Source organism: Novacetimonas sp. GS1, assembly GCF_036686925.1.
Taxonomy (GTDB): Bacteria; Pseudomonadota; Alphaproteobacteria; order Acetobacterales; family Acetobacteraceae; genus Novacetimonas; species Novacetimonas hansenii.
In genome coordinates this window covers 297,472-320,409 of record NZ_VSZP01000001.1, presented here as the reverse complement: position 1 = coordinate 320,409, position 22,938 = coordinate 297,472, and the positions used below count along the sequence as shown (strand labels likewise).

The 22,938-nt window shown below is 63.5% G+C and carries 19 protein-coding genes and 1 tRNA gene; 10 read left to right on the top strand and 10 right to left on the bottom strand.

The window, feature by feature from the left end; all coding sequences use genetic code 11:
* Nucleotides 1–41: 41 nt before the first annotated feature.
* Both accD and FYB92_RS01535 read left to right on the top strand, forming a co-directional pair.
* Nucleotides 42–908, top strand: coding sequence for an acetyl-CoA carboxylase, carboxyltransferase subunit beta (gene accD / locus FYB92_RS01540; protein WP_003616882.1), 867 nt, complete (start codon nt 42–44; stop codon nt 906–908).
* A 30-nt stretch (nt 909–938) separates the two neighbouring features.
* The gene (locus FYB92_RS01535; protein ID WP_075595436.1) at nt 939–2,270 is read left to right on the top strand and encodes a folylpolyglutamate synthase/dihydrofolate synthase family protein; all 1,332 of its coding nucleotides are present in this window, start codon (nt 939–941) and stop codon (nt 2,268–2,270) included.
* Between the two features lie 275 nt (nt 2,271–2,545).
* Here FYB92_RS01535 and FYB92_RS01530 read toward each other — a convergent pair whose 3' ends face one another.
* Nucleotides 2,546–3,517 carry a quinone oxidoreductase gene (locus FYB92_RS01530; protein ID WP_075631595.1) on the bottom strand — a complete coding sequence of 324 codons (972 nt, stop codon included), beginning with the start codon at nt 3,515–3,517 and terminating at the stop codon, nt 2,546–2,548.
* 35 nt (nt 3,518–3,552) lie between these two features.
* Complete coding sequence (locus FYB92_RS01525) at nt 3,553–4,020, bottom strand: methylated-DNA--[protein]-cysteine S-methyltransferase (protein ID WP_003616886.1); 468 nt, start codon at nt 4,018–4,020, stop codon at nt 3,553–3,555.
* A 117-nt stretch (nt 4,021–4,137) separates the two neighbouring features.
* On the opposite strand from FYB92_RS01525, the gene mnmE reads away from it, so the two are divergent.
* The 7 genes from mnmE to FYB92_RS01490 all read left to right on the top strand — a co-directional run bounded on the left by mnmE (nt 4,138) and on the right by FYB92_RS01490 (nt 10,690).
* Nucleotides 4,138–5,433, top strand: a complete 1,296-nt coding sequence (mnmE, locus tag FYB92_RS01520) for a tRNA uridine-5-carboxymethylaminomethyl(34) synthesis GTPase MnmE (protein ID WP_332828956.1) — start codon at nt 4,138–4,140, stop codon at nt 5,431–5,433.
* 25 nt (nt 5,434–5,458) lie between these two features.
* Nucleotides 5,459–7,333, top strand: coding sequence for a tRNA uridine-5-carboxymethylaminomethyl(34) synthesis enzyme MnmG (gene mnmG, locus FYB92_RS01515; RefSeq protein ID WP_332828060.1), 1,875 nt, complete (start codon nt 5,459–5,461; stop codon nt 7,331–7,333).
* Nucleotides 7,333–7,977, top strand: a complete 645-nt coding sequence (gene rsmG / locus FYB92_RS01510; RefSeq protein ID WP_003616893.1) for a 16S rRNA (guanine(527)-N(7))-methyltransferase RsmG — start codon at nt 7,333–7,335, stop codon at nt 7,975–7,977. Before mnmG ends, rsmG begins: the two co-directional genes overlap by 1 nt.
* Complete coding sequence (locus FYB92_RS01505) at nt 7,958–8,785, top strand: ParA family protein (RefSeq protein WP_003616895.1); 828 nt, start codon at nt 7,958–7,960, stop codon at nt 8,783–8,785. The genes rsmG and FYB92_RS01505 overlap by 20 nt, the downstream gene beginning before the upstream one ends.
* A complete protein-coding gene (locus FYB92_RS01500; RefSeq protein WP_247067219.1) occupies nt 8,782–9,681 on the top strand; it encodes a ParB/RepB/Spo0J family partition protein in 900 nt (299 codons plus the stop codon). The genes FYB92_RS01505 and FYB92_RS01500 overlap by 4 nt, the downstream gene beginning before the upstream one ends.
* Nucleotides 9,682–9,971: 290 nt before the next feature.
* A tRNA-Lys gene (locus FYB92_RS01495) sits at nt 9,972–10,047 on the top strand.
* A 304-nt stretch (nt 10,048–10,351) separates the two neighbouring features.
* Nucleotides 10,352–10,690 (top strand): YnfA family protein, encoded by a 339-nt coding sequence (locus FYB92_RS01490; protein ID WP_371861365.1) that lies wholly within the window; start codon nt 10,352–10,354, stop codon nt 10,688–10,690.
* A 364-nt stretch (nt 10,691–11,054) separates the two neighbouring features.
* Here FYB92_RS01490 and FYB92_RS01485 read toward each other — a convergent pair whose 3' ends face one another.
* The 8 genes from FYB92_RS01485 to FYB92_RS01450 all read right to left on the bottom strand — a co-directional run bounded on the left by FYB92_RS01485 (nt 11,055) and on the right by FYB92_RS01450 (nt 21,844).
* Complete coding sequence (locus FYB92_RS01485; RefSeq protein ID WP_062808429.1) at nt 11,055–12,698, bottom strand: NAD-dependent malic enzyme; 1,644 nt, start codon at nt 12,696–12,698, stop codon at nt 11,055–11,057.
* A gap of 76 nt (nt 12,699–12,774) precedes the next feature.
* On the bottom strand, nt 12,775–13,440 hold the full coding sequence (locus FYB92_RS01480) for a histidine phosphatase family protein (protein WP_080545484.1): 666 nt from the start codon (nt 13,438–13,440) through the stop codon (nt 12,775–12,777).
* A 248-nt stretch (nt 13,441–13,688) separates the two neighbouring features.
* A complete protein-coding gene (locus tag FYB92_RS01475; RefSeq protein WP_332828059.1) occupies nt 13,689–15,779 on the bottom strand; it encodes a hypothetical protein in 2,091 nt (696 codons plus the stop codon).
* A gap of 23 nt (nt 15,780–15,802) precedes the next feature.
* Nucleotides 15,803–16,684 (bottom strand): RNA pseudouridine synthase, encoded by an 882-nt coding sequence (locus tag FYB92_RS01470; RefSeq protein ID WP_332828058.1) that lies wholly within the window; start codon nt 16,682–16,684, stop codon nt 15,803–15,805.
* Nucleotides 16,681–19,566 (bottom strand): DNA translocase FtsK 4TM domain-containing protein, encoded by a 2,886-nt coding sequence (locus tag FYB92_RS01465; RefSeq protein ID WP_332828955.1) that lies wholly within the window; start codon nt 19,564–19,566, stop codon nt 16,681–16,683. The genes FYB92_RS01470 and FYB92_RS01465 overlap by 4 nt, the downstream gene beginning before the upstream one ends.
* A gap of 177 nt (nt 19,567–19,743) precedes the next feature.
* On the bottom strand, nt 19,744–20,319 hold the full coding sequence (rsmD, locus tag FYB92_RS01460) for a 16S rRNA (guanine(966)-N(2))-methyltransferase RsmD (RefSeq protein WP_192265246.1): 576 nt from the start codon (nt 20,317–20,319) through the stop codon (nt 19,744–19,746).
* Between the two features lie 14 nt (nt 20,320–20,333).
* Nucleotides 20,334–21,110, bottom strand: coding sequence for a pseudouridine synthase (locus tag FYB92_RS01455; RefSeq protein ID WP_003616915.1), 777 nt, complete (start codon nt 21,108–21,110; stop codon nt 20,334–20,336).
* Complete coding sequence (locus FYB92_RS01450) at nt 21,107–21,844, bottom strand: gamma-glutamyl-gamma-aminobutyrate hydrolase family protein (protein ID WP_332828057.1); 738 nt, start codon at nt 21,842–21,844, stop codon at nt 21,107–21,109. The genes FYB92_RS01455 and FYB92_RS01450 overlap by 4 nt, the downstream gene beginning before the upstream one ends.
* Before the next feature lie 525 nt (nt 21,845–22,369).
* Here FYB92_RS01450 and FYB92_RS01445 point away from each other — a divergent pair.
* Nucleotides 22,370–22,861, top strand: coding sequence for a nucleoside deaminase (locus FYB92_RS01445; RefSeq protein WP_192265244.1), 492 nt, complete (start codon nt 22,370–22,372; stop codon nt 22,859–22,861).
* Nucleotides 22,862–22,938: the final 77 nt, after the last annotated feature.

The following is a 22,938-nucleotide window of genomic DNA, read 5'->3' as shown; positions in this document are numbered from 1 at the left end:
GTATGGAGCAGGCGCATAGACGTACGTCAGGGAGAGGTAACATGAGCTGGCTGACCGAATATGTCCGGCCCAAGATCCGTGGCCTGCTCAAGCGGGAAGTGCCGGACAACCTGTGGACCAATTGCGAGTCCTGTGAACAGATGATCCTGGTCAAGGATCTGCGGCGCGCGATGAATGTCTGTCCGCATTGCGGGCACCATATGCGCGCCTCGGTGCATGAGCGCCTGGAATGGACGTTCGACAAGGGGGAGTTCACCCGTATCGAACTGCCCAAGGCCCCGGTTGATCCCCTGTCCTTTCGTGACCGCAAGCGTTACACAGACCGGCTGAAGGACGAGCGCGCGAAGTCCCAGCTTGAGGAATCAATGGCGGTCGCGCATGGCCGCATCGGTGGGCATGATGCGGTTGTCGCGGTCATGGCGTTTGAATTCATCGCCGGCACGATGGGGGCGGCATTGGGCGAGGCATTCCTTGCCGCTGCCCGCCTTGCGATCCTGCAACAGGCCCCGCTGATCGTCTTTACCGCATCGGGTGGGGCGCGCATGCAGGAAGGGATGCTCAGCCTGATGCAGATGCCGCGCACGACCATCGCGGTGGAAATGCTGCGCGAGGCAAGGCTGCCTTATATCGTGGTCATGACCAACCCGACGACGGGCGGGGTCTCTGCCTCCTTTGCGATGCTGGGCGATGTCCAGATTGCGGAACCGAACGCCCTGATCGGCTTTGCCGGGCAGCGCGTGATCGAGGATACCGTGCGCGAAAAGTTGCCCGAAGGGTTCCAGCGCGCGGAATATCTGCTTGATCACGGCATGCTCGACATGGTGGTCACGCGGTCTGAACTGCCGACCATCCTTGGCACCCTGATCGGGCAACTCAACCACGCCCATATCACGCCATCCGCAGCGTAACCTGCGCGGCGTAACCTGTAACGGTCCATCATGAATGCTTCGCCAACGTCCGGTCTTGGTCCTGAATTCGCCGGGCGTACCGGTGTGATCCTCGAACGGCTGAACCAGCTTTATCCGGCATTGATCGACCTGTCGCTGGGGCGTCTGGAACATCTGCTGGCGCGTCTGGGTCATCCCGAACGCCATCTGCCGCCGGTCATCCATGTGGCGGGCACCAATGGCAAGGGCAGCACCTGTGCCATGATCCGCGCGATTGCGGAGGCGGCGGGATGGCGTGTCCATGTCATGACGTCGCCGCATCTTGTGCATGTGACCGAACGCTTCCGTATTGCCGGGCGTCTTGTGTCCGAACCCGAACTGGCTGCGGTGCTGGAGGAGATCGAACGCGTCAATGAAGGCGCGCCGATCACCGTGTTCGAGGTCCTGACAGCGGCGGGATTCGTGCTGGGCGCGCGTCATCCTGCCGAATTGATGATCGTCGAAGTCGGGCTGGGCGGGCGTTACGACGCGACCAATGTGCTGGCGCGCCCGGCGGCATGCGCTATTGCCTCCATCTCCATGGATCATGAGGCGTTCCTTGGCGATACGCTGGAAAAGATCGCCCTGGAAAAAGCCGGTATCATCAAGGATTTCGTACCGGTTGCCACCGGACGGCACCCGGCGGACGTGATGGGTGTGATCGCCCGCACGGCGGCGGAACATGATGCGCCCTTGTGGCGGCGTGGTCATGAATGGTCCATCACCCCGTCACCCGATGGCGCGCGTCTGGTCTATCGCGATGGGGAAGGGATGCTGGAACTGCCGCATCCCGGCCTGCACGGGGCGCATCAGGTGGATAATGCGGGCCTTGCGGTTGCCACCCTGCGTGCAAGTGGCCTGTCGATCCCGGCTGGCGCGTGGGCGGGCCTTGCCGATGCGCACTGGCCTGCACGGTTGCAACGGTTGGGGGGCGCGCTGGCGCAGGTTCTGCCCGATGGGTGGGATCTGTGGCTCGATGGTGGGCACAACCCCGGTGCGGGGGATGCATTGGCGCGCGTGATACAGGACTGGTCTGACCGTCCCGTCCACCTGATCGTTGGTATGAAACAGACCAAGGATGCCTCCGGTTTCCTTGCCCCGTTGCTGCCCCACGCCGCAAGTGTGCAGGCCGTGGCGGAGCCTGAGCAGCACCTTGCCCTGCCGGTCGCAGAGATTATCGCGGCAGGACAGGGACGTGTCACCGCAGGCCCCACCATCCGCCAGGCGTTGGAACATCTGTCACACAATAATACGCCGTCCCAGCCGCCGGCACGGGTGGTGATCTGCGGCAGCCTGTATCTGGCCGGGGTGGCGTTGCAGCAGGATGGCTGGATCGCGACCTGATCCGAAACCCCTGTATTGAATGCGGTATCAGGGTGCAGCCCGGACCTGGCAGGGAGCATGCTCCCTGCACCCTCGATCTGTTGAGGCGAAGGGGTTTCCAAAGGTCTGTGACCTTTGGTGGGGGTTCGGGGGCAAAGCCCCTGAAGGTCGCCATCAGGTGACGAAACCCCTGTATTGAGTAAGGCATCCGGGTGCGGCCCGGGCCCGGCAGGGAGCATGGCTCCCTGCACCCTCGACCTATTTATGGAAAGTGGTTTTCGACAGGCCGTGGCGTGTTATGGCAACAGGATCGTGCTGCCTGTTGTCTTGCGTGATTCCAGCGCGACATGCGCCTGTGCGGCGTCTTTCAGGGCGAAACTCTGTCCGATGCGTGGGGTCAGGATGCCCTGTTCCACCAGTCCGAACAGTTCCGTCGCACCCTCCACCAGTTCATCACGCTGTGCGATATAGGTGCCCAGTGACGGGCGCGTCAGATACAGGCTGCCATGACTGGCCAATGTGCCGACCGCAACATCCGTTACCGCGCCGGATGCATTGCCATAGCTGACCATCAGGCCACGTGGCGCAAGGCAGTTCAGGCTGTCTTCGAACGTGACGCGGCCGATGCTGTCATAGACGACCGGCACCATTGCGCCGTCGGTCAGGTCGCGGACCCGCGTGGGGATGTCATGTGTGCCGACCAGAACGTCGGCCGCCCCGTTGGCGCGTGCCAGTTCGGCCTTTTCCTCGGTCGAAACAATGCCAATGACACGTGCGCCCAGATGCCGCGCCCATTGGCACATCAGCAACCCGACCCCACCTGCCGCCGCATAGACGAGGATGTTTTCCCCCTTGCGCACCTTATATACCTGTCGCAACAGCATATGCACCGACAGGCCGCGCAACATGATTCCCGCCGCCGTTTCGAACGGAATGGCGGCAGGCAGCGCCACCACGCGGTCTGCCGCGATGACACGGTGATGCGCATATCCGCCCAGAACGATGGGATAGGCCACCCGCGCCCCCACCGCGAGGTCGGTCACACCGGGGCCAACCGCCGTCACCACGCCCGCACCCTCCATGCCCGGCGTCGCGGGCAGGGAAGGGAATTTGTAAAGGCCACTGCGGTAATAGGTGTCAATGAAATTGACGCCCATTGCCTCTTGGCGGATCAGGACCTCGCCTTTACCCGGAACGGGAATTGGCAGGTCTTCGATACGCAGGACGTCGGGACCGCCATATTCGTGGACGCGGATGACTGTGTTCATGACAGGGTTTCCTTGTGGTGAAGGAGGCTGTGTGTTCAATCCAGATCGGGGGCGTCGGTTTCCAGATCCCGCAGGAAGGCGCGGTCCATCGCCCCGCGATCGCCGGGATAGGTATCCGCGTCGTAATCCGCGCATCCTTCCATATTTACCCGGTGGCAGGGGATCAGGATGGGTATGGGGTTTTCGCTGCATGCGGCCACAACATCGGCCACTGTCACGCTGGCCTGCCGTGCGACCTCGGCGCAGGGAAGGGTATGGCCCATCGGGATGGTGCGGATGAATGTCCATGCCGCAACCTGCTGTGGTGTGCCATAAGGGGACAGCGGCAGGGTGCATGGCGTGGTGTCCCCATCGAAATAGGCATCGAGCCAGTCGCATGCGCGTCGCAACAGGGGTGTTTCTTCCTGGTCCCGGCCCCACCCCCAGTCGAGCGCCACAATCGTGTCGTCCTCGGCCGAGACGGTCAGCGGGCCAGTGGGGGAATGCAGGGAGAGTTGTGGCATGTGTCACCTTGATCACGACAGGGACGTGGACGATAACCCGTTCCCGTCACAGAGGAAATGGGAACAACCCGAATGACCGCGGCAACCGAGCTTCCAGTAAGGCGACATGGCGACGGTATGGCGCCCGTGATTTTTGCCCTCGCCACCGGTGCGGGGCGCGCCGCCATTGCCGTCATGCGTATCAGTGGCGCCGGGTGTGATGCAATCCTGCGCAGCCTGTGCGGTGGCCTGCCTGAACCGCGCCGCGCGTCATTGCGTGGGATATGGCGACGTGATGCGGATGTGGGGCCGGGCGTGTTGCTGGATCGTGCCGTCGTGCTGTGGTTTCCCGGTCCCAACAGCTATACTGGCGAGGACAGTGCCGAACTGCACCTGCATGCCGGGCCTGCGGTCATTGCCGGTGTGGCCGATGCGCTGGTGGCGCTGGGTGCGCGTCCCGCCGAACCTGGGGAGTTCACACGCCGTGCTTTTGCCGGCGGTCGGCTCGACCTTGTGCAGGCGGAAGGGATTGCCGACCTGATTGATGCGGAGACCGAGGCCCAGCGGCGGCAGGCGCTGGCACAGGCCGATGGCGCACAAAGTCGCCTGTATGAGGATTGGGCCGCGCGTCTGCGGACAGCGCTTGCCCATCAGGAAGCATTGATCGATTTCCCGGACGAGGACCTGCCGCCGGAAGTGGAAGACGCATTGCTTGGCACGCTTGCGCAGTTGCGCGACGAAATGCAGGCGTACCTTGACGATGGCAGTCAGGGAGAGCGCCTGCGTCGGGGGCTGGTATTTACGATTGTAGGCGAGCCCAATGTGGGGAAGTCGAGCCTGCTGAACACGCTGGCGCAGCGTGACGCCGCCATCGTGTCGTCGCGTGCCGGGACCACGCGCGATGCGATCGAGGTGCGCATCGTGCTGGGTGATGTCCCGGTGATAGTGGTGGATACAGCGGGCCTGCGTGAAACCGATGACGAAATAGAGGCCGAGGGCGTGCGACGTGCATTGTTTCACGTGAAACAGGCAGATTGCGTGATACATGTGTTTTCAGGGGCAGCGGTACCGGATAAGGTCGGCCCCGACAGCATCATGGTCTGCAACAGGATTGATGAGGTTGCCGCCCCGCCGGGCATCATGGGTATCAGTGTGCGGACCGGGGAAGGGATGGAGGCCCTGCGTGATGTTCTGGCGCAACGTGCGCGCGACCTGACGCAGGGACGTGCCGCCGCCCCCCTGACGCGGGCGCGTCATCGCGCAGCGATCGAGGAGACGGCCCATCACCTGAACCGCGCCGCCGATGATGCATGGCCGGAGGTGCGGGGCGAGGAAATGCGTCTGGCGATGCGTGCACTGGGGCGCCTGACCGGGGCCGTAGGGGTGGAGGCGCTGCTGGACACGGTGTTCGGGCAGTTCTGTATCGGCAAGTAGGGATAGAGCAGGAGCAGGGGGTAGGGTGAACGCCACGTACAACGCCACTTATGATGTGATCGTGATTGGCGGCGGCCATGCCGGGTGCGAGGCCGCTGCCGCTGCCGCGCGGTGTGGCGCGCGGACCATGCTGCTGACCCATCAGCGTGCGACGGTGGGGGTGATGTCGTGCAACCCCGCAATCGGTGGAATTGGCAAGGGGCATCTTGTGCGCGAAATTGACGCGCTGGATGGCCTGATGGGGAAGGCGGCGGACCGGGCGGGTATTCATTTCAAGCTGCTCAACCGCTCCAAGGGGCCTGCCGTCCATGGTCCGCGTGCGCAGGCGGACCGCTCCCTTTACCAGCGTGCGATCCTCGATCTTCTGGCTGAAACCGAAGGTCTGGAGATTGTCGAGGGCGCTGCGGGTGATCTTGTGGTGGATGATGGCCACACGGTCCGTGGCGTTGTGTGTGAGGATGGACGCATCTTCCATGCCGGGGCGGTCGTCCTGACGGCGGGGACGTTCCTGCGGGGGGTCATCCATGTTGGCCATGACAGTCAGCCTGCCGGACGTGTGGGGGAGGCCCCGGCCCGTAGGCTGGGGGAGCGGTTGCAGGCGCTGGGCCTGCGGATGGGGCGGCTGAAGACCGGCACGCCCGCCCGTATTGCCCGTGACAGCATCGACTGGGATGCTCTGGCGGAGGATCGGGGCGATGCGATTCCCGAACCGTTCAGCCGCATGACCGACACGATCACGAACCCCCAGGTGTCATGCCGCATTACCGCGACGACACCCCGTACGCACGATATCATTCGTGAACATCTGCACCTGTCGGCCATTTATGGTGGCGCGATTTCGGGGCGGGGGCCGCGTTACTGTCCTTCCATCGAGGACAAGGTCGTACGCTTCGCACAGCGTGACAGCCACCAGATATTCCTTGAACCCGAGGCGCTGCCGGATAATCCCGGGGGGGGACTGGTCTATCCCAATGGGATCTCCACCAGTCTGCCTGCGGATGTGCAGGAACAGATGCTGCATTCCATACCCGGGCTGGAACGCTGTCGTATCGTGCGCCCCGGCTATGCGGTTGAATATGACTATGTCGATCCGCGTGAGCTGACCCCCGCGCTGGAGCTGAAGTCCCTGCCGGGCCTGTTCCTTGCCGGGCAGGTCAATGGCACGACGGGATATGAGGAAGCTGGCGCGCAGGGAATCGTGGCCGGTATCAACGCCGCGCGTCGTGCGGCGGGCGAGGGGGCGGTGACGCTGGATCGGGGCACGGCCTATATCGGTGTCATGATTGATGACCTGACGACGCAGGGGGTATCCGAACCCTATCGCATGTTCACGTCGCGTGCGGAATATCGCCTGACGTTGCGCGCGGATAATGCCGACCTGCGCCTGACGTCGCTGGGCATGGCATGGGGCTGTATCGGCCCCGCGCGCCGTCAGCGCTTTGCGGAGGAGCAGGCCGCGATCGACATGGCGATGGAACGTGCCCGCACCGATACGTATCCGCCCGAAACCCTGCGGCGTGAGGGGATTATAGTATCTGCCGACGGGCGTGCGCGATCGTTGCTGGATGTCATGGCGACGGGGGCGCTGATGGATGTGGTGGAGAATGTTGCCCCATGGGTGGGCAGCCTGTCGCCACGGGTGCGTCAGCATGTCGCGACCGAAGCCCGGTACAGCGGATACCTGTCCCGACAGGAACGCGAAATCCGCCAGCTTGCCAATGACGGACGCCTCGTCTTGCCGCATGACCTTGATTACCATGCGATTGGTGGCCTCAGTACCGAAATGCAGGAACGCCTGTCGCAGGCGCGGCCTGTCACTTTTGGTGCGGCACAGCGCATTCCCGGCATTACGCCTTCCGCACTGGTGGCGGTATTGTCGCATGTGCGGCAGGTGGCCTGATGTCGGGGGCAGACATGATGGGGCATGCAGGTGTGCTGGATGATGTTTCACGTGAAACACGCGATCGCCTGACTGCCTATGCTGACCTGCTGGTGCGCTGGAATGCGCGCATCAATCTTGTGTCCCGTCCGGACCTGGCGCAGTTATGGCCCCGCCATATTGCCGACAGCCTGCAACTTGCAGCCCTGATCCCACAGGGTGCGCGGGTTGTGGATATGGGGTCGGGCGGGGGATTTCCCGGGCTGGTGATTGCGATGGCGACTGACGCGCATGTCACGCTGATTGAATCGGACCAACGCAAGGCCGCGTTCCTGCGCGAGGCCTCCCGTGTGGCGGGTGTGCGTACCCGTGTCATCGCCGCGCGGATCGAGGCGGCGGAGGCCGGGCCTGCCGATATCGTCACCGCGCGTGCCCTGGCCCCATTGCCGCAGTTATTGCAATGGGGCGTACGATTTCTGGATAAGGAAGGATTCTGCCTGTTTCTGAAGGGAAAGAACGCAGACGAAGAACTCAATGCCGCCAATGCCGACTGGCGTATGGCGGTGACCCGAATTCCAAGCCGCACTGATGCGGATGGTATCATTCTTAGATTGAGCGATATAAGGCGTGTCACAGACCACAACCATGCATCATCCGGTCGATAAGGCCGCGCATGCCCCCCGCATCATCGCCCTTGCGAACCAGAAGGGCGGGGTGGGGAAAACAACTACTGCCATCAACCTTGCCGCCGGTCTTGCGGCAGGTGGGTTCCGTGTTCTGCTGATTGATATCGACCCGCAGGGAAATGCGTCCACCGGGTTGGGGATCGGTTATGAAAACCGGCGTCGCGGGACCTATGCCCTGATTGGGGAGGATGCGCCGGCGGCTGACCTGATCCAGGAAACATCCGTTCCCGGCCTGTCGGTTATTGCGGCGGATACCGAACTGGCCGGGGCGGAACTGGAACTGGTCATGTCGGATCGACGGGAATATCGCCTGCGTGATGCCATTGCGCGGATTGGCGGTGAATATGATGTCATCCTGATTGATTGCCCACCCAGCCTTGGCCTGTTGACGCTGAATGCGCTTGTGGCCGCACAGGCGGTGATCGTGCCGTTGCAGTGCGAGTTTTTTGCGCTGGAAGGGATCAGCCAGTTGGTGCGCACCGTCAACAGCCTGTGCAAGTCCCTGAACCCGGCGCTGAAGCTGGAGGGGATCGTGCTGACGATGTATGACCGGCGTAACAACCTGTCGGAACTGGTGGCGGCGGATGCCCGCAGCTTCTTTGGCGATCGCGTGCTGGAGACGGTCATTCCGCGCAATATTCGCATTTCCGAAGCACAGAGCCATGGGCAGGCCGTGATGTTTTACGACGCCCGTTCCTCCGGCAGCCAGGCCTATAGGGCGCTGTCGGATGAAGTGACCTCACGTCTTGCACTCAGGGCGGGCCGGAAAGGGAAAAAGCAGGGATGAAACCCAAGAAGGATGCCGCCCGCCCACGATTGGGCCGGGGGCTTGCCGCATTGCTCGGCGATCAGGTGAACATGCTCAATCCTGCACCGGGGCTGGAACCGCGTAAAAATATGGATGGTGGCTCTGTGCTTCCGGTGGATGTCCTTGAACCCGGCCCGTTCCAGCCGCGCCAGCACATGGCCCCCGAAGCGTTGGAAGAACTGGCGGATTCCATCCGTACGCGGGGTATTTTGCAGCCGATCCTTGTGCGTCCCCACCCGGATCGTCCCAATATGTTCCAGATCATCGCCGGGGAACGGCGCTGGCGTGCCGCCCAGCTTGCGTCCCTGCATGAGGTGCCGGTCCATATCCGTGCCCTTGACGATGGCGATGCGATGGCGGCGGCGCTGGTGGAAAACCTGCAACGCGCAGACCTGAATGCCATGGAAGAGGCGGAGGGCCTGCAACGTCTGCTCGACGATTACCGCCTGACACAGGAAGAACTGGCGGGGGCCATTGGCAAGTCACGCCCCCATGTCGCCAATATGGTGCGCCTGTTGCAACTTCCCCCGCCTGTGCGTGATGCCGTGCGGGACAGGGAACTGTCGGCGGGTCATGCACGTGCGCTTCTGGCGCATCCCGATCCTGTCGCGGCGCTGAAGGTTGTGTTGAAACAGGGGCTCAATGTCCGCCAGACCGAGGCCCTGTCGAAAAAAACGGATGTAAAGAACAAGGTCGCGGCAAAGCGGGAGGAGCAGGCGCATAAAGACCCGGAAATCGGGTCGTTGGAACGCGACCTGACGGCAAAGCTCGGGCTGAAGGTCCAGATTACCTTTGATGGCAAGGGTGGTTCGCTGCGTGTGGATTACCGTTCCCTGGACCAGTTCGATGGGTTGCTGCGGCTGTTGCAGGCATGAGGGAAGGGGGCAGAGGGTTCTTTCTTGCGGGAAAGGACCAGGCCGCTTCTGCAATTATACGGGGTGATTTCAAATCTCTGCCCATGGCCTGATCGGGGGAATGTTTCTGCGGGTTTTGAATGTGTGTTCTTTCGGGCGTTAAAAAACAAACGATGAACCTGTGGACGTTCAGGTAGGGTGATGGTGATCCATGGGGTGGGTTCACTATGTTGGAAAAAATATTCAAAAAACCCCTTGTCGCCATGGGCCTGTCTTGGTAAAAGCCCCTCACCCGAAAGGGGAAAGTCTGTGGGCGCATAGCTCAGTTGGTAGAGCAGCTGACTCTTAATCAGCGGGTCCAAGGTTCGAGCCCTTGTGCGCCCACCACAGAATTCCGGTGTAACGCCGATTGCCGTATGAAAATCCCGGTATCATCTGATGCCGGGATTTTTTGTATCTGGACAACAATCCGGCAATATCCGTCCGGGATGCCCGATAAAGATCATAAACGGCGCCATGCTGCCTTTTTAACAAGGGCGACGTTGTTGCAGATTTTTGAAAAATCTCCACCAAAATCCCTTTACCATTCAGGTCATGTTCCGTGGACATGCAGGTTCCAGCCATTGGACGGGGACGGGGTGTTCTGCTGTGGATATTGCCGGTTCTGATATCAGGAAAGGAAGCGTCGTCAGTGAAGCAGTATATCCTGTCCCTTGCCATTTATCTGGTGGCTGGTTTTTGTGAAATTGGTGGCTGTTTTGCTTTTTGGGCGTGGTTGCGGCTGGGGCGGTCCATCGCCTGTCTGATCCCTGGCATGGCGGCGCTGGTGGCGTTTGCGTGGTTGCTGACACGCATTGATACCGATACGGCGGGGCAGGCCTATGCGGCCTATGGCGGGATCTATATCCTTGCATCCCTGACATGGATGCGCGTGGTGGAGGGATATGCCCCGACACGTTGGGAAATCCTGGGGGCTGCGATCTGCCTGATCGGGGCAGGGGTGATCCTGTTCCATCCCCGCAATGCATAAACTGCCGCGATAGCCCCGCAGAGAGGTCGCAGCCCCAGAGTCCTGAAAGGGGGGCGGTATCAGACGGTTCGTCATTCCCTGGCAGGCCATTTGAAATGGCAGGACCAGTCACCTACTGACATTATAAATGTTTATGGTGCCGCTGTTCTCGGAGCGTGTCTGAAAACAGCTCATTGAGAAAAAATAAGAAAAGTTTCTGGACGCCGCCTTTTATTTCAGAAAGGCGGCGTCTTCTGAAGGTTTTTGGGAAAAGATTCCCAAAAAACCTTTATAATTTCAGTATGTTATCAAGAATGACTTTTCAAGCAGTCTCTCAAACGCTGCGCAAAGATATGGATCTTTGGGAAAAGGCATATGTCTGGATTCACTCCAGTGCGATGGGCTTGTATGTCGGGGTATAGATCATGCCCTCGACCCATTTGCGGATATCGTCGGGGCGTTCGACATGGGCCATGTCATGGTCAAAGATATATTCCGCAAGGCGACAGGCCGAGGTGATTTCCACCTCCACGATCTGGTCCTGTGGCGGGAACAGCCGCCCGCGCGCACGGCTTGCGGTATCCACCTGATCCGCAAGCGCATGTGCGGCCTCGATGATGATATCATCGGTGATGTGGCGTGGGCATGTGGCATAGGTGGCCAGGCCGAGCCCCGGAAAGATATAGAAATTGTTGGCCTGCCCCGGATGGAAGGACCGGTCCCCGACCTGGACCACCGGATACTGGATACCGGCGGCATACAGGGCCTGTCCCTTTGACCAGGTATAAGCCTGTTCTGCCGTGCATTCGGCATTGGGGATCGACAGGGCAAAGATGATGGGACGGCTGTTGATCGCGCTCATGCGTTCGACCACCGCCTGTGTGAAGGCATCCCCCACGGTGGATACCCCGATCAGGATCGTGGGACGCACCCGCGTAATCACGTCAAGAAGGTCTGTCGTGGGCGTATCATCGCGGGCATAGCGGCGCTGCTGTTCCGACAGGTCGGTGCGCGATGTGACCAGCAGCCCGTCCTTGTCCATCATGGTGATGCGCGCGCGCGCGGCATCTTCCGACAGGCCCTCGCGCTGCATGGCGCGTACAAGCAGGTCCGCGATACCCAGCCCTGATGACCCCGCGCCCAGAAACACAACCTTCTGGGCCGACAAAGGGGCTTCCAGAATCTGCAGGGCCGTGGTCAAGCCGGCCAGTGTGACAGCCGCAGTGCCCTGAATGTCGTCATTGTAGCACAAAACACGGTCGCGATAATGCGCAAGGTAGCGGATCGCATCCGTGCCTTTCCAATCCTCGAAATGGATGCAGCAGGGGGGGAAGACCTCCTGTACGGCATTGACGAATTCCTCTACGAACGCATCAAGTTCCGCCTGTTCCGGCGGTTCGCGCCGCAGCCCGAGATAAAGCGGGTCCGCCCGCAGTGCCGCGTTGGTCGTGCCGATGTCCAACTGGATCGGCAGGGTGGTGTGTGGTGGCACGGCCCCGCATGCGGTATAGAGCTGCAGCTTGCCAATCGGGATGCCCATGCCGTTGACCCCGATATCGCCAAGGCCAAGGATGCGCCCGCCGGTTGTTACGCAGATAAAGCGGACATTGCGTTCGGGCCAGTTACGCAGGACAGAGGCGATGCGCCCCTTATGTTCCAGGCTGATATACATGCCGCGCGGGCGGCGGTACAGGTGGCTGAACGCCTTGCACACCGCACCCAGCGTCGGGGCATAGATGATGGGCACGAATCGTGCCGGGTCGGACATGACGACCTTGTAAAACAGGGTTTCATTCCGGTCGCCAAGGCTGGAGAGGTAGATATAGCGTTCAAGGTCGTTCGGTTTGGCGTCAAGATGGCGGAACACGCGTTCCGCCTGACGTTCCAGTGTCTCGATCTGTGGCGGCAGCAGCCCTTCGATATCCAGTACGCGCCGTTCCTCCGCGCTGAAGGCGGTTCCCTTGTTCGCGGCGGGATCGTTCAGCAGCGCCGCTCCCCGCGGAAAGGAACGGGACGTGGGATGGGTCATGATGTGCGGTCTCCGGCAATGGAAAGCAGGCAACGGGCCATGATATAACAGCCAAGCATGCCGCACATGGAACGGGTCAGGCCAGAGGCAGTTCGTTCACATTGACGACGCGCCATCCCTCGCGCAGGTGTTCTATGACGCTAAGCGACAGGTTCTGGACCGAAAAATGCAGTGCCGTATGCGCATGGACATGCAACGCATGCGCCAACGCCCCGCGGATCGCCCCGCCATGGCTGACGACCACCATGTCCTGTCCCGCATATTCACGCGACATACGATCCAGCGCCGCACCGACGCGGGCGCAGACCTGCACCATGCTTTCGCCACCTGGTGGCTGTTCCGTGGCCCCCACGGACCAGAACGGATGCGCCGGCACCGCCAGTTTTTCTGGCAGGCGGTCATGTGTCGTGCCGTGCCATTCGCCCATCGACTGTTCGGTAAAACCCGGTTCGATCCGGCTGGCCTGCATGCCATATCCGGCCTGCTGGATGGCCTGCGCCGTCTGTTGCGCCCGACCAAGGGGGGAGGTGAACCATAATGCCGGATGCGGCAGGCGACGGGCCAGCGTCTCGTACATCGGGCGTTGCGCGACAAGGCTGTCGGGGCATAGCGGCACATCCATCGCACCATACAGGTGCCTGCGCGCGTTCTGTTCAACGATGGCGTGGCGGATCAGCCAGAACCGCGTAACCCCCTTCTGCAATTGCGGGGTGTCGAGGAAATTACCGTGATTCTGCGACATGAGGGCAGGGGTCTCCATAGGCTTTTGTCAGCGTGACGTGTGCGTGTACGAAACAGCGAAGAAAAAACCGGGCTCTGCCCGGACCCGGCAGGGAGCACAGGTTCCTGCCCCCTGTTTCTGAAGAAATGAAAGCGTCTGCAGGACCTCGGGGTTAAGCTGAATTCAGAAGTTTTTGGGAAAGCTTTTTTCAAAAAGCTTTGAAAGACGTCGCCTTTTTGAAAAGAGGCGACACCCAAAAACTTTCATTTTCATCCCTGCTCCAGGTGATGCGGCATGTAGGTCGGATGCGGGTCATGGGCGGCGATGGTGGGCCAGTGGCGTAGAATCAGGCTGATTTTTTCCACCACACGACGGACATCGCGTGTTTCGCGCTCCATCCGGCGTCGGCTGTCCATACCGTCATGCGAGGGCTCGCCCGAAACCAGGCGTGCGCCCGCCGAAATGCGCAACGCCCCGGCCAGTTCCCCGCCCAGCGCCGGATGTGCAAGCGGCACCGGCTGTCCCACATGGCACAACAGTGCCGCAAGGCGGCGTTCATCCCCGTCACCGGTGGGGATGACGGTCGATAGGTCGGTATTGAGCCATACATAAAGCCTGCGCGCCTGTGCCAGCGCCAGCGGGCGGAAGGTGTCATGTGCATCATGTGCGCGCACGAAAAAGGACAGGATCGTCGCGGCATCATCCCATGCATCGGCCAGTGGTGGTCGGCGCGGGGCAACAGGGGGCAACAGGCACAGGTCGGGATTATGCGTGATGGCGTCGCGTGCCGCCGACAGGAATGTCCGCAGGCGTTGCGTGACGGTGGCGCGTGGCACCTCCGACAGTGCGGCCATTTCCGCAAGGGCCGCCTGCCAGCGCAGGCTCAACCCGATATTGTGCCCCGTCGGCAGCACCATGCGCGCGTGTCCCGCAGGCCATGCCGCCTGATGGGTGTATTGCGCCAGCCCCGTCGGCAGGGGCGTGCCCGACAGGCGCGCCATGACCGGCGCAGGCAGCAGGACCGCCCCGCAGAACGGCGGCCCCGTAAAGAACTTGGACCCCGTGACCATCACCATCCACCCCCGGTCGAGGTAGTCGCGTACCCGCACGGGGTCGAGTCGCGTCTGGCAGGCATCGACCACCACATCCACCTGCCCGGCCGCGGCCGTGGCGATGAGGGTATCGAGTGTTTCCATCTGCGGGGCGAGCAGCCCGGTTTTTGACAGGTCAAGGCGATGCAGCAGGATATGCCGCCCGCGTGCCAGTTCCGCGCGCGCCACGCGCAGGCAGTCCGCATCGACCTGCGCCAGCGGGATCTGTTGCCCGCGTGCGTCACGCATCGGCAGGTCGATCACCTGCGTATCATCGGGGAATCCCGCGATCAGGTGCCCCTTTGGCACCATGTGACCCAGCGCGGTATCATTGGCGAAATGGCATCCGCGTGCGGCCAGAGGCACGCCGCTTCCGGTTTCTTCCGGCGCGATCAGGATATTGCTGACCGCACGTCCCCCCGGCGCCAGCGCCGCCAGCGCCAGTGCATAAAGCTCGCAGTCCGTGCCAGAGGGGGCAAGGATGATCCCCTCATCCCCGCGCAGGCCGAAATACCGTGCGATTCCGTCATGGATTTCCGTCGTCAGGGCGGCAGGCACATCGGCATGCGGGTCCGACAGGGCGGCGGCGATCAGGCGCAGGCGCGCCGCCTCCGCCCCGGCAAAGCCACGTTCGGAGAGCGAGGACGCGGTGGATGAGGCGAATGTGACCGCCCACGGGCGCGGCCGGTGTGAACAGCCATAATGGTTCAGGCCGGTCGTGGGGTCGATACTCAGCCGTGCATCGCCGCCCAGGGCCATCAGTGTTTCGGTCGGCCCGGTCCACGGCCACACTGCCTGCATGCGCGCATGTATGGCCGCGATGTCGGGCGTATCGGCGGGCGCGGGCTGGCATGGTGCCACGGACAGCCAGACCTCATGCAGGACGGCAGGGGGGGGCAGGTGGTCTGCTGCCATGATGTCGATCCACGCCGGCAGCGGCCCCGCGACCGTGGTGGTGGGGGCGTCGCATGTGACGTCCAGCCCGTGAAACAGTGCCGCCGTCCGCGCCGCGCACAGGGCGGCGATGACGGGGTGGCGGGGGGCAACCTCCAGCAGATGCGCCAGTTCGAGCGCATGGCGCAGGTAAAATGCGCTGTGATCCCCATTGCCCAGACATGCCGCGCCCAGCAGGACATGCCCCGTATCGGTGACGCGGAAGGGGACGGGCAGGTCAGGCGACAGGCTGATGCGCCGCGAACCGGCGATAACGCGCAGATCGGGACGTTCAAGGACCCGGATCAGACCTTCGGTGAGCTGGTGGGCAAACACGGGGTTCTCCGTAATGGCGCGCGTCAGGGCGTGGTGGCGGGCACGTCATGGCCGGGATGTTGCGCGTGGGTGGGGGCATTGTCCCGCAGGGCCATGGCGGCGGGTGGTTCGGTTATATGCGCTCTGGTTACGGCATGTGTGATGGCCGGCGGACATGCCAGCGTCCATCCCGCCTGTCGTGCGGTCAGGCACATATGGGCTGGTGGCGGGGCGATGGCATGGATGGGTGGGTCAAGGGGCAGGTACAGTTCACGACTCATCAGATGTAGCGACTTTCCGTCCGCCCGACCATATTGACCATCCCCCATCACCGGGCAACCCAGTGCCGCGCAATGCACCCGTGCCTGGTGGGTACGCCCCGTTTCCAGCCGCAGTTCAAGCCAGCTTGCCGGGCTGCCATCGGGCATGTGGCCGCGTGCGAGGCACCGCCACGCCGTGCGGGCGTCCTGCCCGTCGGGCGTGATCTCCATCCGCCATTGCCCGCGTTCCGCCCGCCGCAGCAGCGGGGCCTCGACCACCCCATGCCCCGCTGTGGGATGGCCATGGGTGATGGCCCAGTACACCTTGGTGGTCCGGCCACTGGCGAAACATTCCTGTGCCGCGATCAGCGCCTGTTTGCGCAATGCCACCAGCAGGCACCCCGATGTGTCACGATCCAGCCGGTGCGCCAGCCATGGCCCGTTGCGATGGCGTGACATCAGGGCGAACGCGTCTTCCACGCTCGGCCCGCCCGCGCGACCCGCATGGGCGGGCAGGCCCGGGGGCTTGTCGATCACGATGAAGTGCCGCGTCCGCAGCAGGACAGGGAAGGGCAGTTCCCCGCCGTTGCGGTTCGATACAGCACGCGTGACAGCACGCGGGGCGGGGGATGTGACGCGGGGGATGGCGGGTCTGCGGGGTTTCATTCGTCGTCGGCGGTCTTGCGCATCAATACCTCGCGACGGCCGACATGGTTGGCTTCGCTGACGAGGCCTTCTTTCTCCATCTGCTCGATGATCTTGGCCGCGCGGTTATAGCCGATCGAAAGATGGCGCTGGATAAAGGACGTGGACGCCTTGCCTTCGCGCGCGACAAGCTCCACCGCCTGTCCGAACAGGCTGTCTTCCTCGTTCCCGCCTGCGCCGCCGCCAATGGCGCGGCCACCCCCGTCCTCGTCCTGGGCGGAGATGACTTCATCGTCATAGATGGGCTCCCCCTGCGCGCGCAGGAAGGCAACCACGGCCTCTACTTCGCTATCATCGACGAAGGGACCATGGACGCGCGTGATGCGGCCCCCCGCCTGCATGAACAGCATGTCACCACGCCCCAGCAACTGTTCCGCCCCCTGTTCGCCAAGGATGGTGCGGCTGTCGAATTTGCTGATGACCTGAAAGGAGATGCGCGTCGGGAAGTTCGCCTTGATGGTGCCGGTGATGACATCGACGGACGGGCGCTGTGTCGCGATGATCAGGTGAATGCCCGCCGCGCGGGCCTTTTGCGCCAGGCGTTGCAGCAGGGCCTCGATTTCCTTGCCCGCGACGATCATCAGGTCCGCCATCTCGTCCACGATCACGACGATATAGGGCAGGGCATCAAGTGCGAGTTGCTGTTCTTCGAATGTCGGCTTGCCCGTTTCGGGGTCATATCCCGTCTGCACGCGCCGGGTCACGATTTCGCCCCGGGCACGCGCCTCGGCCACACGTTCGTTATAACTGGCGATGTTGCGGACCTGCAGGTGCGCCATGGCGCGGTAACGGCGGTCCATTTCGCGTACGGTCCATTTCAGGGCCGCGACCGCCTTGGCCGGTTCCGTCACCACCGGCGTCATCAGGTGGGGAATGCCCTCATAGATCGAGAATTCAAGGATCTTGGGGTCAATCAGGATCAGCCGGCACTGATCCGGTGACAGCCGGTACAGCAGTGACAGGATCATGGCGTTCACGCCCACCGACTTGCCCGACCCGGTGGTGCCCGCGATCATCAGGTGTGGCATGGAACCAAGGTCGCTATAGACAGGTTCCCCCGCAATATCCTTGCCCAGCGCGAGGTTCAGGCGCGCGCGGGCATGCACCCAGCGGTCGTCGCGCAGCAGTTCGGAGAAATAGACCGTGTCGCGGCGGGTATTGGGCACTTCGATCCCGATGACATTGCGTCCCGGCACCGTGGCGATACGCACGCTCAGCACCGAAAGGGAGCGTGCGACGTCATCCGCAAGCCCGATGACGCGCGCGGCACGGATGCCGGGCGCGGGCATCAGTTCGAACAGGGTGACGACCGGGCCTGCGTGATAGGTCCTGATTTCCCCCTGCACGCCGTATTCGGACAAGATGGTGACAAGGTGCGCGGCGTTCGCCTTCAGCAGCTCTTCCGTCGGGCCGGTGGTGGCATGTGACGGTGGGGGCCGAAGGAGAGAGAGGGGCGGCAACTGCCATGTATGCTGCTGCGGTGCGTCATAGCGTTCGCCCATCGGTGCGGTGGTCGTACCCGTCGGCGGGGCCGCCGGTGGCAGGTCTTCGGGCACGGGGGGCGCGGGGGGGCGCGTGGCGCCCCCGCTGAACAGACGTCCCAGCAGGGTCGGTCGTTCGGGCTGTGACGGGGTGTCGATCGGCGGGGCGAATGTCGTGGCCGGTGTGGGCGCATCCTCGTGCCAGGGGGCAAGGTCCTGCGGTTCCGACGGATTCACCAGCAGCGGCGGGGAAATATCCTCCTCCATGCCTGGCGGATGGACCCAGTTCGTGCCGATCGACACCCGGCCCTGCATGGGGGATGCGGGCAGGCTGGCTGCGGGTTCGGGCTGCGTGGCTGTTTCCCGTGCGGGGGGCAGTGGCGGTGGCGCGGCATCACGCACGCTTAGCGAGCGTGAGGTCGCAGGCAGCGGCACGGGCGGTGGTGGCGTCATGGCCCGCGCGGGCGTGGTATCGGGCACAGTGGGGGCAGGCGCCTGCACGGGGGCGTGCGTCGTCACGGGATAGGCCGGGTCCGGCGCACGGGGGGCTGCCTCGGGCTCCATGCGGCGGGGAAGGGGGATGTCCTCTTCAGGCAGGGCGTCCGCAAGGCTGTCACGCGCCCGGGGGGGCGCGTCCGTAATGGTGGGGGCAGGGTCGCTGCGTGAGGCCTGCACCCGTGCGCGCATGTTGCCCGCAAGGGTATGCGCCCCGCCCGCAAGGCGGACGGGCTGGCGTCCCACCATGCGCAGCGCGCGCCCGATCGCGCGCCATTCCGACAGTGACAGCGCCAGTGCCAGCGGGATCAGCAGCAGGGCCAGAACAAGGCCCAGCAGCCACATGATGGGCCGTCCCCACGCACCCATCATGCTGACCCCGGCCTGGAGCGCCATATGCGCCAGCGACAGCCCCACCGCCCCACCTGGCCCGGAATCGGCCGGCCATTGCGGATTGGGAACGGCGGGGAACATGATCGGCACGGCGGCCAGCAGGGCGGACAGGACCGGCATCGCCGCCAGCAGCGCGGCCACGCGGATCAGCCCGGAGCCCACGCCATTATGGCGGATGATACGCCATCCCCATGCGATCAGCGCGAGGATGACCAGTGCGCTGGTGACGCCCATGTTCTGCAACAGGAAGTCCGACACATATGCCCCGACCGTGCCCAGCAGGTTGGTGGGGGCCTGCGCGCTGGAGGTATTGGCCGAGGAATCGCGCGGATCATAACTCCACAAGGCGGCTATCAGCGCCAGCGCCAGCATCCACAACGCCACCCCGCCCGTTTCGGCAAGACGCCGCAGCAGCCGGGTCCGTGTGGGGCCGGATGACAGGGACTCGGGGATGAAACGGCCGGGGATCGCCAAAAATCCGTATCCTGCTTGTGTGGCCATGACATCGCGGCATGCAGGTTGCCGGGGTGTGGCCGTCATGAAAACTCTGGGCGCAAAGGGGCGGGCATGACGCCATGCGCCCACATCCGTGGGACTATAACGCGGCCATGGCGCGTGACAGAAGGGCGGTTGCGCCTTTTATGGACGAAATTATCGTCCCGTGGCGTCCTCGTGCCGCCAGACCGACAGCCGTGCCGCACCATGTTCGCGCTGCGCCAGCAGGCGTTCGGGGGCGACGGGCGGGATTTCGTCGGCGGCTGTTTCCACGATCAGCAGCGCGCCCGGTGCGATCCATCCCCCCCGTTCAAGCGTGGCGAGTGCGGCGGCGGGCAGGTCGCGGCCATAAGGGGGGTCAAGGAACACCAGCCCCGCCGGGGTCGCCGCCCCGCGTGGGGGCAGGCGCGTCATGTTCCATGCCCGGACCTGCGCCATGGGCTGCGCCCCGCACGCGGCGATATTGTCACGCAGGGCCGACAGCGCGTTGCGGTCGCTTTCGATGAACAGCGCCGCCGCTGCCCCGCGCGACAGGGCCTCCAGCCCCAGGGCACCGGTGCCGGCGAATCCGTCGAGCACCTGCGCGCCCTCCATCACGTCACGTCCGGCCCATGGCGCATGCATCAACATGTCGAACAGCGCCTGGCGCACCCGGTCGGCGGTGGGGCGTGTGACACGGCCCGGCGGCGCGCGCAGGGCGCGGCCACGGAAACGGCCGGCAACGATCCTCATTCCCGTCGTGCCCGTTACGCCCGCGTGTTGCGGCGCGGGTTGGCAAGGCCGGGCACCTGTTCACGCAGCACCTTGCCGGTCACTTCCTCCAGCTCTTCGCGTTCGAGCGTGCCAAGCTGGAACGGGCCATAAGAGGTGCGGATCAGGCGGCTGACATGCAGGTTCAGTCCACGCATGACCTTGCGGATTTCGCGGTTCTTGCCTTCGCGCAGGGAAACCGTCAGCCACGCATTGTCGCCCCGGCTGGAATCCAGCGCCGCCTCGATCGGGCCGTAATGGACGCCTTCGAACACGCTGCCCTGTGCAAGGTCGGCCAGCTGGTCTTCGTTCACCACGCCAAAGACCCGCACGCGATAGCGACGGATCCAGCCGTTGCTGGGCAGTTCCAGCTTGCGCGCCAGTTCACCGTCATTCGTCAGCAAAAGCAGCCCTTCGCTGTTGAGGTCGAGTCGGCCGACGCTGATGACGCGCGGCATTCCTTCGGGCAGGGAGGCAAATACCGTGGGGCGACCATCCGGGTCGCGATGGGTCGTCACCAGCCCGTCAGGTTTGTGATAGCGCCACAGGCGCGTGCGGTCGGGTGCGGCGATGACTTTGTCATCCACCTGCACGATGTCGCCATCGGACACGAAGGTGGCGGGATGGCGCACGATGTCGCCATTCAGGCGTACGCGCCCTTCCTCGATCATCCGTTCGGCATCGCGCCGGCTGGCGACGCCGGAACGTCCCAGCCACTTGGCGATGCGATCGCCATGCGGCGTGGTGGGGGCGGGGGAGGCGTCTTTTGTCATTCTCTGTGTCTCGAAGCGTCGATCAGGGCATCGAACAGGAGCCGGTCCCCTGTTGAAATGCCGAATTCGGGATGCCATTGCACCCCGATGCAAAAAGGATGGCCCGGCAGTTCCATGGCCTCGATCACGCCATCGGGGGCGACGGCGCTGACGATGGCGCGCCCGGGGGTTGCGACCGCCTGGTGGTGGGCCGAATTGACCGCCATGCGGGTGGCGCGCGTGATATGCGCAAGACGCGTGCCGGGGACGATTGTGACCTCGTGTCCGGCTTCGTCGCGCGGATTGGGCTGTTCATGGGGCAGGGGGGCCGTGATGGTGTCGGGGATATGCTGTATCAGTGTGCCGCCCAGTGCAACCGCCAGCAATTGTTCCCCGCCACATATGCCCAGAATGGGCCGTCCCATCCGCAACGCGGCCTGTACCAGCGCCAGTTCGGCGGCCGTGCGCGTGGATTTCGTGGTGACGGTGGGATGTGGCGCATCCCCGCCATACAGGTCGGGCGCGATATCGAACGCCCCGCCAGTGACGATCAGGCCATCGAGTCGCGCCATGATGGCGGCCGCCCCCGCCGAATCATGGGGCAGCCCGACCGGCACCCCACCTGCGGCCGTGACGGCATCCATGTAGTTGCAGCGTATGGCGTACCATGGATAGCGTGAGTATCCGCCCTGTTGCGGTGGACAGGGCGGTTCGCAATCCAGTGTCACGCCGATCAGGGGATGGGACGTATCCATTCCGTTTCCCTAGAATAATTCGCAAGGAAAGGAAATGCGCCCGCGTCCGTCCCGTGTCGTTTCGTAAGTCCGGGCCTATTGTTGCGCCACGGGTGCGAGACTGCAGGAAAGGGGACAGGATTCGGAGCGGCGGACGCCACGGGGGGCATCCGCGATGGCCATGCCTGCAACGATCGCGGCTGTGGTCAAAATCAGCGTAAGCGTATGCATGCCCTTTCTCCCGTGTGCTGTCAGGCGTGTCGTGTGGCCGTGCGATCCGTGCAAAAGCCTGCAGGAATGCGGCGCGGGTACGAGACGCGGTTAAATTCAGGACCCCTGATTACAGAATATTGCAAAACGTAACACCACATAGGTCAATGATGGCAGCACACGTCAGGGAATGTCCATGAAAATGGCGGTTTCCTGACGTTAATGTGCATCGCTGTGGTGTTTTTGCACGGTCATATAACGGTAACATAAACCGGGGCCGACCCGTGCAACGCCGTAATGGCTTGAATGGTTGCGGTGCGGGGGTATCGTGCCGTGATGCCTGCATCTTTCCCCCCCGCTGCCGCCCGTCCCGACGGTGTGATGGACCCGATGTCCCTTGCCTTTGCCGAGGCGCGCGCCGCCGCCAGCCGGGGGGAAGTGCCTGTCGGTGCGGTGGTGGTCGGCCCCGGTGGCGTCATCCTGTCGTGCGCGGGGAACCGGTCGGAAGAATGGCATGACCCGTCGGCACATGCGGAAATGCTGGCCCTGCGGGAGGCCACGCGGATACGCGGGGGGCAGCGGCTGTCGGACTGCGCCCTGTATGTCACGCTTGAGCCGTGCCCCATGTGCGCGGGGGCGGCGGTGCATTTCCGTATCGGACGCATCCTTTTCGGGGCATATGACCCAAAGGGCGGTGGCGTGGACCATGGGCCGCGCCTGTTCGCCCGTCCCGGCTGCCTTCATCGCCCGGAGGTCATCGGTGGTCTGCGCGAGCGCGAGGCGCAGGACATGCTGCGCGCGTTTTTTCGTAACCGTCGCATGTCCTGAACCATGCGATGCCTCCCGGTTGTCTCCCGGTCGCTCCTGGGTTGCGTCACGATGCGTAATCTAACGTATCTTTCATG